The following is a 13805-nucleotide window of genomic DNA, read 5'->3' as shown; positions in this document are numbered from 1 at the left end:
GATAAATGAGCGATGCAATACCTTTTAAATACAGACAAATGCTAGGTGCGGGAGTTGTCATTCTGGCGTTGATTTTAATAACTCATCCAGCCATGGCCGCCAGCGCCGGCGGTGGACTTCCTTTTGATGGGTGGCTTACTAAGATTCAAAAATCCATTACAGGGCCATTTGCCTTTAGTGCTGCCATTATTGGTCTTGTTGCAGCAGGCGCAACACTAATTTTTGGTGGGGACATGAATGGCTTTATGCGTACTTTGATTGTTTTTGTCCTGGTTCTATCTTTTTTAGTTGCTGCCCAAAATACATTAACAGCAATAACTGGTAAGGGTGCTGAAATATCAAAACCAGCAACTAAAGCAGCTTTTTCGGAGCAAATATCATGAGCCTTCGTACCATACCTATCAGACGTTCAGGAAACCGGCCAAGTCTTTTTATGGGCGGTGACAGAGAACTGGTCATGTTCTCTGGTCTTTTATCTGCCATCTTAGTTTTTGCAGCTCTTAATTGGTTGGCATTTATTTGCGGTACTGCAATGTGGTTCTTATCCCTTAAAGGGCTTCGCATGATGGCAAAAGCTGACCCTCTGATGCGCGCGATTTATCTAAGGCAAAGGCGGTATCAATCTTACTACCCAGCTCGCTCAACACCATTTAGGGAAAACAACAGGAGTTATCAATGATTGAATTGATCACGATTTTGATAAGTTTGACAGGGCTCTTCATGTTAAGTCTGCTGTTTTATCAAATTTTTACTCAAAACGCCCATCTCAAACTAAAAAAGCATCGTCAAAAAGAAGCGGGATTTTCTGATTTATTAAATTATGCCTCTGTTGTTGATGATGGTGTCATCATTAATAAAAACGGCTCATTTTTGGCAGCCTGGCTTTACCAAGGTGAAGACAATGCCAATATGACCGATGAAGCTCGTGAGATGGTCTCTTTTCGAATTAACCAGACCCTATCAGAAATGGGTAGTGGTTTTATGATTCATGTCGATGCAATAAGACGTGCAGCACCAAGTTACAGTGACAAAGGCCTGTCTAACTTTAAAGATGATATCTCTTTGGCGGTTGATGAAGAAAGACGCTCATTGTTTGAGTCGATGGGTACATTATATGAAGGTTATTTTGTCTTGACGTTGACTTGGTTTCCGCAAGTACTCAATGAAAAGCGCTTTGTTGAATTAATGTTTGATGATACCTGCACACAAAAAAGCAAGAAAGCAAAAACTTATGAGTTAATTGAGCAGTTTAAGCAGATTTGTCGAAACTTTGAATCTCGCATGAGTACAGCGGTCAATCTTCAAAGATTGCAAGCAGAATCAATTGTTGATGAAAATGGTAAAAAGAAAACTGTTGATAATTTTTTAAGACATTTACAGTATTGTGCAACGGGCCTTAATCACCCAATTATCTTGCCGAATAATCCCATTTACCTTGATGCAATAATTGGTGGTCAGGAATTAATATCAGGAGTAATACCTAAAGTCGGCAGACAATTTATTCAATGTGTGGCCATTGAAGGCTTTCCACTAGAGTCTTATCCAGGCATTATCACCATTCTGACCCAACTTCCCATTGAGTACCGGTTAAGCTCCCGTTTTATCTTTATGGATAACCATGAAGCGGTCGCTCATTTCACCAAGTTTAGAAAAAAGTGGAAACAAAAAGTCAGAGGATTTTTCGATCAGGTATTTAATACCAATTCAGGCGTTGTCGATGAAGATGCATTGAATATGGTAAATGATGCCCAGGCAGCCATTGCTGAAACCAATTCGGGCATGGTAGGTCAAGGCTATTATACTTGCGTTGTCGTTTTAATGGATAGCGACCGTGAGCAGGTGGAAATGTCCGCTCTTCATATTGAAAAAAATATTAATGCCCTTGGTTTTAGCGCAAGAACAGAAACCATCAACACCATGGATGCCTATCTTGGTAGCCTACCTGGTCATGGTGTTGAAAATATAAGACGTCCATTAATTAATACCATGAACCTCGCTGATTTACTGCCAACATCAAGCATTTGGACGGGTGAAAACAAAGCGCCTTGCCCCTACTTTCCTTTGCTTTCACCACCGTTAATGCATTGTGTAACAGGCGGTAATTCGCCCTTTCGCTTAAATCTTCATGTTAGAGATTTAGGACATGGCATTATGTTTGGTCCAACCCGTTCTGGTAAATCAACGCATCTTGGATTAATGGCACTATCCTGGTTGAGATATGAAGGGGCACGTATCTATTCATTTGATAAAGGGATGTCGATGTATCCAACTTGCAAGGCAACCGGTGGTGAGCATTTTACTATTGCCGATAAAGACTCATCCCTTTCATTTGCTCCTTTGCAGTTTTTAGAAACCAAGTCAGATAGAGCCTGGGCGATGGAATGGATAGATACTATTTTGGCGCTAAACGGATTAGACACAACACCAGCCCAACGTAATGAGATTGGCTATGCCATCATAAACATGCATAAAAGCGGCTCCAAAACTTTGTCTGAATTTGTTATGACCATCCAGGATGAACAAATTCGTGAAACATTAAAGCAATACACCATTGATGGGTTGATGGGGCATTTATTAGATGCAGAATCTGATGGCCTGGGATTATCAACATTCATGACTTTTGAAATTGAGCATCTCATGAACTTAGGAGAAAAGTTCGTCCTTCCCGTATTACTTTATTTATTCAGACGAATTGAAACCTCTCTTGATGGTAGACCAACTTTGATTTTACTGGATGAAGCCTGGCTGATGCTTGGGCATGTCGTATTTAAAAACAAAATAGCCGAATGGCTAAATTCCATGGCAAAGAAAAACTGTGCGGTATTTATGGCAACCCAGCATTTATCGCATGCGGCAAATTCAGGCATTTTAGATGTCATTACCGCATCGACTGCAACTAAAATCTTTTTACCCAACCTATATGCAAAAGACCCCAAAACCAGAGTTATTTATGAGCGTATGGGATTAAACCCTCGTCAGATAGAGATTATCGCAAATGCTATCCCTAAACGAGATTATTACTACGTTTCTGAAAAAGGACAACGTTTGTATCAGTTGGCACTAGGCCCAATAGCCCTTGCTTTTGTCGGTGCAACTGACCCTGATTCGATTGAGAGGATGAAAGCGCTTGAGAAAAAGTTCGGCAAAGATTGGGTTAATCAGTGGTTACTAGAAAAAGGAATTGATTATTCGTTACGAGGAGAAGCGGCATGAGTATGAGACACTATTTTCCTTTTTCTAAAAAGAAACAGGAAACGCCTAAAACAAACAACCCTTACCTTAACGCCAAAAGAGCTTGGAATGTTCATACAGCAGGATTAATGAAATCATTACAGGTCTGGCAGTTTGTGGCATTAAGTTGTCTTTTAATCACATTAACAGCTGTTGGCGGTTTGATTTCTATAGGCAGCCAGTCAAAGTTTATCCCGCTTGTTTTTCAGCAGGATGCAAGCGGTAATACGTTATCGGTAACGCGTGCCGATAGAGTGGGTTCTGCAACAATAGATGATTATCGGGCAGAGGCTTCCCATTTCATTGAAAATATCCGTATGGTGTCATCAGATACCGAGTTGCAAACCAAGGCAGTTTATCAGGTCTATTCGTATCTCAATCAAAACGATGCAGCTCTCAACAAGGTCCAGGAATTTTATAACGACAAGACCCAAAATCCGTTTGAAAGAGCTACTAATGAGTTAGTCAGCGTTGAGATTCGTTCTGTTTTGCAGGAATCCGAATCAAGCTGGCAAGTTGATTGGGTTGAAACGGTCCGTAACCGTGATGGGAGTATTAAGGATATACCCGTTAAGATGAAAGCAATCATTACTCTTTATCAAGATGATGAGGCGCATGATGCCTCCAATGACTCAATTTTAAAAAATCCGCACTTAATCTATATCCGCGATTTTAACTGGTCTTATGATTTAAAACCTGGAGCAAAACAATGAAAAAAATACTACTCCCACTATGTTTAATTTGGCCTGCTTTGGGTTTGGCTATGGATAATAACGATATCTCAAACCGGTATTTTTCAACTGACATACCAAGGTTGACCGCCGAGGAAAAACAAGCTCTAACAATCGGTAGGGAATATCAAAAAGGTGCTTTCACTAATAAACCATTTAAAGCATCAGATGGCTCAATCAGCTTTGTCTATGGTACAAATCAAATACCAATTGTTTGCGCTCCTTTGCAGGTATGTGATATTGCCCTACAGCCTGGTGAGCAATTTAATGATATGAATGTTGGCGACCCGCGTTTTAGTGTTGAACCATCAATTACGGGAACAGCCCCTTCACAGCAAATCCATCTGATTATCAAACCCAAAGATGTCGGCCTTGACTCATCATTGGTTGTCACAACCGACAGAAGAACGTATCACTTCCGCCTTAAATCTCATCGTTATGATTTTATGCCTTATGTGTCTTTTATCTATCCAGATGATGCCAAAGCTAAGTGGCGACAGATTCAACAAATTCAAGCACAAAGAAGACAGGCTAATACTTTTCTCCATACAAACGAATACCTGGGAAATTTAAATTTCAATTATCGTTTATCCGGCAGTCCTCGATGGAAGCCTGTTCGAGTCTATAACAATGGCGTTAAAACCATTATCGAAATGCCAAAAGCAATGAAGCAGACCGAAGCACCAGCACTGCTTGTTTTAAGAAAGAAAGGGCTTTTTCACAAATCAGAAAAAGTAATGGTTAATTATCGGTTGCAAGGGTGTCGCTATATTGTAGACCAGGTTTTTGATAAGGCAATCCTTGTGGTCGGCAGTGGCTCTACACAAGAACAAGTAACGATTACGAGGTGCTAAATGAAAAAACTCATGATTATGATAATTGCTCTAATGCTTTCAAGTTGCACAACACTTCAATATGGCAACTTTACCCCAAATCAGCAAAGCAAAGACAGCTATCTTGCCAAAGATGCGGTATCACAGATAAATTGCTTATATCCTGCTGCAAGAAATACATTTTGTTTGCGCCAGAGGGTTAGGGACGCCTTTGGTATTGCCTTGATAGAGGGATTGCGCAAAAAAGGTTATGGCATTAAAGAAAATGTGTGTACTAGAAATAAAGCTAATTTTTTCTATGTGGTTGATGAGACTAAGCCTAATAAAGTTTATCGAGTCAGCCTTTATATTGGATCACAAACCTTAACCAGGGCGTATTCAGTTAATGGTAAAACCCCTATCCCCATAACGCCCTGGTCATTTAAGGAGTAACCCTCATGGAAAAAGATAACAAGTTTCTATCGGCAGATACTTCACCGCAGACATTAAAAACAACGGGCGTTAAACGGGTAAACAATATCCCTTTATTTATTGCAATAGGGGTTTTAACGCTTTTCGTCGCTTTAATCGCCTTTGTTGCTGCTAAAAGAGCGAATACCAATAATAAAGAAGTTCCTGTTGTAAAGCTTAAATCAGCGCATAAAAATACAATGAGCCTTGCCCAGGAAGTCATTAAAAATCAAAAGCCCATTAAAGCAATATTACCTAAAGAATCAGAGGATAAACTCGCAATTGATGATGCCAGTTCTACAACACCAAGAACATTTGGGTTACCTAAAAAAGAAGAAATGATGGCAGAAGATGTGCCCGATGCTGAAATTGAGCGAATCCGGCAGGAGAAAACCCAATCCTTTGAAGAAGCGGTCAAAGCAAAAACTTCAATATCTTTTGATAAAACCAATACAAACTTCAACAGCAACATGAATGAAAATCAAAGAATGATGCATGAGCCTGATGTGGCAAGTGAGTTTAAAGAGCAGTTAGCCCTAATACAGGGCATGCAAAAAAGGCCAAAACCGATGCCACAAACACTAGGTGGTCAAGAAAACGAGATGCGGTGGCGTCTAAACTCCAGACTTGAAAGCCCTAACTCGCGTTATGAATTAAGAGCCGGTGGGGTTATTCCTGGAGTTATGATAAGTGGTATTTCATCGGATTTACCTGGACAAATCATCGGTCAAGTATCTCAAGATGTGTATGACACTGCCACGGGTCGTTATCTTTTAATTCCGCAAGGAACCAAGCTGATTGGCATATATTCCAGTGAAATCAAATACGGCCAAGAGACTGTGTTAGTTGCCTGGCAACGGCTGGTGTTTCCTGATGGGAAAGCATTGGATATTGGCTCAATGCCAGGTGGTGATAGTGCGGGCTATGCAGGTTTCCGCGACCAGGTTGATCATCACTATGCGCGCATTTATGGCTCAGCATTACTAATGTCAGCAGTTGTGGCAGGTATCACCTATAGCCAGAATATCAATCAACCCAACCAATACGGCTTTAACCAACAACCCACTGCGGGCAGTGTTTTGTCCCAATCATTAGGTCAGCAACTAGGTGAAGTCACAACAGAGCTTGTGAAAAAGAATTTAAATGTTGCGCCAACGATAAATATACAACCTGGTTATCGTTTCAATGTCATTGTCATTAAAGATTTGACCTTTAACAGACCTTATCAGCAATTTTCTTATTAACGAAGGAGTGTGAAATGAAACTTAGAGTCATAGTATTGTTTTTGTGGAGCATGAATGTCTTTTCAAGTGGCGCGCCTGTGTTTGATGTAGCCAACTGGTTTCAAAATGCAAAGATGATAGTTAATCAGGCAAGTGATCTTAGGTATCAGATTGATCAATACAAAAATCAAGTAGCTCAGTATCAAACCATGCTTCAAAACTCAAAATCGCTCACCTCATATCAATGGGATAATGCCGATAGCATTATTAATAATCTGTTGGAAACAACAAATACAATTGATTATTACAAGCAAGAAGCCGGAAGCATGCAAGGGTATTTGGATAAATTTCAAAGTGCGGAATATTATCAAAAACTGCCTTGCTTTAATGGTTCTGGTAAATGTTCACCTGCTGAACGCAAAAAAATAATTCAAAATAAAATGAGTGCCTCGGTTGCCCAAAAACGAGCTAATGATGCCATGTTAAAAGGCATTGATAAGCAACAACAAAACTTAAAAAAGGACTCTGAAAAGTTAAAGAAACTACAAACTCAAGCCCAAAGTGCCGAAGGGCAAAAACAAGCTTTACAAGCAGCCTCACAGTTAGCCAGCCATCAAACCAACCAACTGTTGCAAATAAGAAGTTTAATGGTTGCCCAGCAAAATGCCCAAGCTGTTAGAGATGCATCAAACACCAATAAAGAAGCGATAGTTGAGGCTGGAGATGAGCGTTTTAGGGCTGGTACTTATCACAAAAGCTCAGGTAAAAAATGGTGAGTCATTCATAACAACGAAAGGAGATGATAATGAAAAAAATAGGATTTTCTTTAGTGCTTTTAACTTGTTTGCTGTCTGGTTGTGACAGCGCTGAAACTAAAGCAAAGAAAAAAGCAGCGCATTTGGCATCGCTGACTTGTTCAAGTTCTAAAGAAGGCAGGACCAAAGAGGAACTCCAGGCGATAGCTGATGCTTGCTTTAAAGGGGGTAGTTATACCAAATCCAGTGGAAAACAATGGTAATTCTATGAATAAAAAGACGCTCACTTTATTAACCCTGTTTGTTCTATTGATTTTTTCAATACAAAGTCATGCTCAGGGTATTGATAGTCGAGATTTGTTCGACAATATATTGTCTCGATTTGCAAGTACTGCCTCTATATGGAGTCGAACGATATTAAGATATGCCCAATATTTATTTTGGTCCTTGGTAACCATCAGTATGGTATGGACCTATGGCTTAATGGCATTGCGCAAGGCTGATATCCAGGAGTTTATGGCAGAAACAGTTAAGTTTTTAGTGACGGTCGGCTTTTTTTACTGGATATTAGATAACGGTCCTGCCATTAGCACATCCATCATGGATTCAATGCGCCAGCTTGCAGCAAATGCTTCTGGTATCAGCAATCACATATCACCATCGGCAATTGTTGATGTTGGGTTTGATATTGTCTCCAAAGCAATTGATAACTCATCCATCTGGTCACCAGCGGCAACAACGGTGGGACTTTTTGTTGCAGGCATCATTCTTATTGTGTTGGCCTTAGTCAGTGTCAATATGCTCATTATCCTGGTAACCAGTTGGATTTTGATTTATGGCGGTGTCATTTTACTAGGGTTTGGTGGCGGTCGCTGGACCCAGGACATTGCCATTAACTATTACAAAACAGTTCTAGGCATCGCGCTTCAAGCCTTTACTATGATTTTAATTATTGGCATTGGTAAGTCTTTTATCGATCAATATTATGCAGCCATGGCCAAAGATATTTTGCTTAAAGAAATGTTTGTGATGTTGGTTGTGGCTGTAATTTTGTTGGTTCTCATTAATAAAATCCCACCAACAATAGCAGGCATTGTTCATGGTGGTGGCGGAGGTGGTGGCTCTGGCGGTCTTGGAGTCGGTGGTGCATTAGGGGCTGCGGGGATTGCAGGTGCTGCCCTTGCCGGTGCTGCAAGTAGTACCGGCTCTCACAGCGCAGGTGGGTTATCAGCGTTAAGCGCTGCATTTAAAGCAGCATCACAAAGTATGGGTAATACTGATTCTGGCTCCCTATTCAACGGTAATTCTGGTTCAAAATTAGGCGGACTTGCTCAAGCAATGGGACAGGCTTCCAAGTTTGCTGGTTCGGTTGGTTCCCATCTGGCCTCTGGTGTGATGGATGTTGCCCGTGATAAAGCAGGCAGTGTTAAAGAATCCTTTTCAGATAAAATTTCTCAAACAACAGGCGGCAAGGTTGCTGATGCCATTCAGCAACGAGCATCTTCTAGAGGCGAATCATCTTCACCAGAGCATCAAACATCTGAATCTCAAAATGTCACATCCATGGGTGCGCCAGCAGGTAGCTTTAGTTCTGGAAGTGATGACATCGGTTCTCAATACGATTGTTCTGATGAAGTTAGTCAGTTTGTCAATCAAAAGGTATCGGGAGACAGCCAATGAGTATGATTAAGCCCAATAAAGCCATTGGTCCACAAGTGAGGCAAAAACACCAGGGCAAGGTGAGTAAACAGCTAATGATTTTAGTCATTTTCTCACTGATCATAAGTATGCAGATTGGCACGCAGTATGTAGCTTATAAACTACATTTTAGTGATGGATTGGGATTTTCTCTACACCATATCTATTTCCCCTGGCAGTCATTCTGGTGGGGCCTGAAATACCATAATTACTACCCTGATTCTTTTAATGCTGCTTTCGGATTGATGGTGATGAGTGGCTGTCTATTTTTAATGCTGATTGTTTTTGTTGGCAAGCATTTAAAAAAAGAAAATGTCAGTGAATACCTGCATGGTTCCGCCAGGTGGGCTAACAGGCAAGATTTAAAAGATGCCGGACTTATTGGCAATGAGGAAGGCGTCTATGTAGGTGCTTATGAAGATGAAAAAGGTGGGGTTCATTATTTGCGCCACAATGGACCAGAACACATATTAACCTATGCGCCAACGCGCTCTGGCAAAGGGGTTGGTCTTGTTATTCCTACCCTTTTATCCTGGAAACAATCATGTGTTATTACCGATTTAAAAGGCGAGCTTTGGGCATTAACCTCAGGATGGCGACAGAAATATGCCAATAACAAAGTGGTTCGCTTTGAGCCAGCAACCTTAAACGGATCTGCCCGCTGGAATCCATTGGATGAAATCAGGGTCGGTACAGAATATGAGGTTGGCGATGTACAAAATCTTGCAACGCTTGTTGTAGATCCTGATGGAAAAGGGCTTGAAACCCATTGGAAAAAGACATCCCAAGCACTTTTAGTTGGATTTATCCTACATGCTATTTATAAGCTAAGAAATCAGGGTGAACCAGCTACCTTTCCCAATATTGACAGGATGTTAGTCGATCCCAATACCAATATTGCTGACTTGTTGATTGAAATGACTCAGTACCATCATGTTGATGACAAAACGCATCCTGTAATTAGTGCCTCGGCCCGCGATATGATTGACAGGCCCGAAGAAGAAGCGGGTTCCGTATTATCCACTTTAAAATCTTATCTTGCCTTATACCGAGATCCAGTCGTGGCACACAATGTGTCTGCTTCAGATTTCTGTATAAAAGATTTGATGCATCACCACACGCCCGTCAGTCTTTATATTATCACTCAACCAAATGATAAAGCACGGTTGCAACCTTTGGTTCGCGTTATGCTGAATATGGTTGTTCGCCTTTTGGCAGATAAAATGGAGTTTGAGCGGGTAGATGGATTTATAAGAACGAAGAAAACTTATAAACATCGGCTGCTGTGTATGATTGATGAGTTTCCAAGCCTTGGCAAGCTCGATATTTTACAGGAATCATTGGCCTTTGTTGCCGGATACGGTTTGAAGTTTTACTTAATCTGCCAAGACATCAACCAGCTTAAAAGTCGTGAGCGAGGTTATGGGCCCGATGAAACCATTACTTCTAATTGTCATATCCAAAATGCCTATCCACCGAACCGAATAGAAACAGCGGAACATCTTTCAAAGCTTACTGGCCAGACTACTATTGTCAAAGAACATATCACCACCAGCGGTAAGCGGATATCCACTTTTTTAAGTCAGATTTCGAAAACGATGCAGGAAGTATCTCGCCCACTTCTAACCATTGATGAATGTCAACGTATGCCAGGGCCTAAAAAAGATGCCAACGGCTTAATCACCGAGGCAGGTGATATGGTGGTCTATGTAGCAGGTTTTCCCGCCATTTATGGCAAACAGCCGCTTTATTTTAAAGATCCTGTTTTTAGTGCCAGGGCATCGGTTGAGGCGCCAGAAAAGTCGGACATATTACGGGCCCGTTTAAGCAAAGATGAGGAAATCAGATTATGAGGAAATTGACGGCCTGGATGAGCATTTTTTTGCTGAGCATCTTAAGTGCGGCACTTCTCTTGGTCGCTATGGGTTTCAGGCTCAACCTGACGGATTCTATTCCTATTGGTCTTTATTGTATAACGGACATTAAGAACCTTAAAAATGCTTTTGTCATATTTTGCCCTGAAGATAAGCCCGTCTTTCAACAAGCAAGAGACAGAGGCTATATCGATAGCGGTCTTTGTCCTGGTAATTATGGGTATTTGATGAAAAAAGTCGTGGCAATCAAAGGCGATAACATCTCTGTCACCGATGAAGGTATTTTTGTGCATCATCAATTGATTCCCTTTTCAAAACCAATATCCGCAGATGGATTGGATCGTCCTTTACCTCAATGGCGCACAAGGGATTATCAGCTTAAAGAAGATGAAGTATTGACCATGACCAGCCAAAGCGAATGGTCTTTTGACGCTCGATATTTCGGCCCTGTTCACTTAAGCCAAATCAAGGGAATGATCACACCCGTATGGGTCAAAGCAACTGTGGAGAAATAGCATGAATAAAGAAACCAATCTAAATGATGTGATTGCAGAAAAACTGGAGGACTTAATGGTCCCTGGTTTTATCACTGAGGTCACACCCATCGAGGCAGACGTCATGGGCGCCTTTTCTGAAGATGCCTTAAACGAAATTGATGCCAAGGAGGCGGCCTATGACTAAGTTGTCTCATCATCAGGTTGTCGCCAATCAAATAATTGAAAGCTTAAAACTTGGAACCGCTCCCTGGATAAAGCCGTGGGAGCCAGGCATAGGTAATGGCCAAATTCCTTTTAACCCTCTCACAGGAAAGCGATATCGCGGCATCAATGCTTTGTATTTGATGTTGAATCAAACTGAAGATAATCGCTGGTTAACCTACAAACAAGCCCAAAGTATTGATGCACAGGTTCGAAAGGGAGAAAAAGGCACGACTGTTCAATATTGGAAATTCGTGGAAGAAAAAGTTAAAAAAGATGAGATGGGAAAACCAATCCTCGATGAGCAGGGCAATCCGGTTAAAGTGCAAGTCAACCTTGAAAGACCCAAAGTATTTTATGCCAGGGTATTTCACGCCTCACAAATTGATAATATGCCAGAACTTGTTCAAAAAGAGCAGGACTGGTCTTTAATAGATAGAGCTGAAACTTTGCTACTAAACTCAGATGCTGCCATTTTTCATTCGGAAGCAGACAGGGCCTTTTACAGACTATCAACCGACAGTATTCACTTACCACCCAAAGAGCAATTTAAAACGGCGGCTAATTATTATGCCACAGCCCTTCACGAACTAGGTCATTGGAGCGGCCATCCTTCAAGGCTTAATCGAGACTTGAGCCATCCCTTTGGCAGTGAAGGCTACGCCAAAGAAGAATTAAGAGCTGAAATTGCCAGCATGTTGTTGGGCGCAGAACTTGGCATCGGGCATGATCCATCTCAACACACAGCCTATATCAAATCATGGATTCGTGTTTTAGAAGACGACCCACTGGAAATATTCAGAGCATCAGCCGATGCGGAAAAAATCGTCAATCACATATGCGCATTGGAACAGGTCCAAGACCTAGATCTTGAGCAAACCATTGAAATCAGGGATGAACAACCAAAAGAGGAAATCCTCATGGAATCCAAACAATTAGTCTCCGAGAAAATTTGGCTCAGCATCCCATACAAAGAAAAAGACAGAGCAAAATCAATCGCCGGTAAACTGGATGATGGTACACCTGGCATTGCCTGGGATAAAGAACAAAAATGCTGGTATGCAAACCCTGGTGTTTCTATTGAAAAGATTAAAACATGGCTTCCAGAAAACCAGATTTCACAAGAAAATAAAGTCCTTTCGCCTGCGGATGAATTCAAAGAAGCATTAATCAGCTTAGGCGCCATAGTAACCGGTGAGCATCCCATCATGGATGGCAAACCACATCGCATACAAATGGACGATGATAAGCACAGTGAGAAGGCTGGATTTTATGTGGCCCATTTAGATGGTATTCCCGCTGGCTACATCAAAAATAACCGCACAGGTTTGGAACTAAAATGGAAATGCAAAGGCTATGTATTAACCGATGAACAAAAATCAGCCCTTAAAGCTCAAGCACTGGAAAATCAGAAAAACCGTGAGCTCGAACTTGATGAAAAACACAAAAATACAGTGCTGAAACTTACGCAAAGGCTCTCCAAAATGAAAGAGGCCACCGAGCTAACCCCTTATATGAAATCAAAAGGTATTCAGGTTCACTCCGGTGTTTATACTAACCCAGCGCACAAAATGACCTGTATTCCTGCTATGGATATTGATGGCAAAATCTGGAGCATTCAATATATCGGTGATGATGGCACTAAAAATTTTGCCAAAGATTCAAGAAAGGATGGCTGCTTTCATGTATTAGGAGGCCTGGACAAGCTTGCGGCTTCACCTGTCATTGTCATTGCTGAAGGTTATGCAACCGCGGCAACGATAAAAGAAGCCACTGATCTGCCAGCGGTTGTTTCTGCCTTTGATGCAGGAAATCTCAAGTCGGTGGCCAAGGCAATACATGAAAAATATCCCCATACCCCAATCATGCTGGCCGCCGATGATGATAAACACCTTGAACAATCGAAAGGTATCAACCCAGGCAAAGAAAAAGCCGGTGAAGCCGCCGATGCTGTTAGTGGCTTTATTGTTCTACCAACCTTTGCTCCAGGGGAGCAGTTGTCAAACCCTCGACAGTTTAGCGATTTTAATGATCTGGCTAACAACAGTAAGCTGGGAATAGAGGGAGTGAAACGGCAGTTAAATTCAAAAATTGATAATATTTCAAGGCAAAACAGTCGATTACAATCAACGCAAAAGACGAATGTGGTTCGTATCGCCTAGATTCAATTGAATATGGCAGCAATTGACGGGTTCAAATGTTGCCAATATCTGACCCTCTCTTTATGTTGCAATTTCTGAATTCCTTAATGTATACTTGTGCCAGGTTTGTCTATATCCCTGGTTATGAGTGGCCAAAAAACGATTTTTCAA

General features: G+C 41.4%; 14 protein-coding genes. All 14 read left to right on the top strand.

From position 1 onward, the window contains the following. Nucleotides 1-5: 5 nt before the first annotated feature. From AB3348_RS12290 to AB3348_RS12225, 14 genes are read left to right on the top strand one after another with little or no spacing between them, the layout of a single operon-like run. The gene (locus tag AB3348_RS12290; RefSeq protein ID WP_367607889.1) at nt 6-383 is read left to right on the top strand and encodes a TrbC/VirB2 family protein; all 378 of its coding nucleotides are present in this window, start codon (nt 6-8) and stop codon (nt 381-383) included. Next, nucleotides 380-679 carry a conjugal transfer protein TrbD gene (locus AB3348_RS12285; protein ID WP_367607888.1) on the top strand — a complete coding sequence of 100 codons (300 nt, stop codon included), beginning with the start codon at nt 380-382 and terminating at the stop codon, nt 677-679. Before AB3348_RS12290 ends, AB3348_RS12285 begins: the two co-directional genes overlap by 4 nt. Beyond that, entirely contained in the window at nt 676-3213 is a 2538-nt protein-coding gene (locus AB3348_RS12280; RefSeq protein WP_367607887.1) for a VirB4 family type IV secretion/conjugal transfer ATPase, read from the top strand. The genes AB3348_RS12285 and AB3348_RS12280 overlap by 4 nt, the downstream gene beginning before the upstream one ends. A 2-nt stretch (nt 3214-3215) precedes the next feature. Continuing rightward, nucleotides 3216-3944, top strand: a complete 729-nt coding sequence (locus AB3348_RS12275) for a VirB8/TrbF family protein (protein WP_367607984.1) — start codon at nt 3216-3218, stop codon at nt 3942-3944. Further along, nucleotides 3941-4816 carry a P-type conjugative transfer protein TrbG gene (trbG, locus tag AB3348_RS12270; RefSeq protein ID WP_367607886.1) on the top strand — a complete coding sequence of 292 codons (876 nt, stop codon included), beginning with the start codon at nt 3941-3943 and terminating at the stop codon, nt 4814-4816. Before AB3348_RS12275 ends, trbG begins: the two co-directional genes overlap by 4 nt. Then, entirely contained in the window at nt 4817-5227 is a 411-nt protein-coding gene (locus AB3348_RS12265) for a conjugal transfer protein TrbH (RefSeq protein WP_367607885.1), read from the top strand. 5 nt (nt 5228-5232) lie between these two features. Next, entirely contained in the window at nt 5233-6489 is a 1257-nt protein-coding gene (locus tag AB3348_RS12260) for a TrbI/VirB10 family protein (RefSeq protein WP_367607884.1), read from the top strand. A 14-nt stretch (nt 6490-6503) separates the two neighbouring features. Next, nucleotides 6504-7244, top strand: coding sequence for a P-type conjugative transfer protein TrbJ (trbJ, locus tag AB3348_RS12255; protein ID WP_367607883.1), 741 nt, complete (start codon nt 6504-6506; stop codon nt 7242-7244). A gap of 29 nt (nt 7245-7273) precedes the next feature. Further along, nucleotides 7274-7486, top strand: coding sequence for a hypothetical protein (locus AB3348_RS12250; RefSeq protein ID WP_367607882.1), 213 nt, complete (start codon nt 7274-7276; stop codon nt 7484-7486). Between the two features lie 4 nt (nt 7487-7490). Further along, nucleotides 7491-8903, top strand: a complete 1413-nt coding sequence (gene trbL / locus AB3348_RS12245) for a P-type conjugative transfer protein TrbL (RefSeq protein ID WP_367607881.1) — start codon at nt 7491-7493, stop codon at nt 8901-8903. Beyond that, entirely contained in the window at nt 8900-10774 is a 1875-nt protein-coding gene (locus tag AB3348_RS12240) for a type IV secretory system conjugative DNA transfer family protein (protein WP_367607880.1), read from the top strand. The genes trbL and AB3348_RS12240 overlap by 4 nt, the downstream gene beginning before the upstream one ends. Further along, nucleotides 10771-11310, top strand: coding sequence for a conjugative transfer signal peptidase TraF (traF, locus tag AB3348_RS12235; protein WP_367607879.1), 540 nt, complete (start codon nt 10771-10773; stop codon nt 11308-11310). Before AB3348_RS12240 ends, traF begins: the two co-directional genes overlap by 4 nt. Nucleotide 11311: 1 nt before the next feature. Then, nucleotides 11312-11476, top strand: a complete 165-nt coding sequence (locus tag AB3348_RS12230) for a hypothetical protein (protein ID WP_367607878.1) — start codon at nt 11312-11314, stop codon at nt 11474-11476. After that, the gene (locus AB3348_RS12225) at nt 11469-13655 is read left to right on the top strand and encodes a zincin-like metallopeptidase domain-containing protein (protein ID WP_367607877.1); all 2187 of its coding nucleotides are present in this window, start codon (nt 11469-11471) and stop codon (nt 13653-13655) included. Before AB3348_RS12230 ends, AB3348_RS12225 begins: the two co-directional genes overlap by 8 nt. Nucleotides 13656-13805 lie beyond the last annotated feature (150 nt).

Source organism: Legionella sp. W05-934-2, assembly GCF_964199965.1.
Taxonomy (GTDB): domain Bacteria; phylum Pseudomonadota; class Gammaproteobacteria; order Legionellales; family Legionellaceae; genus JAFIFT01.
This window is presented reverse-complemented; position numbering and strand designations above follow the sequence as displayed.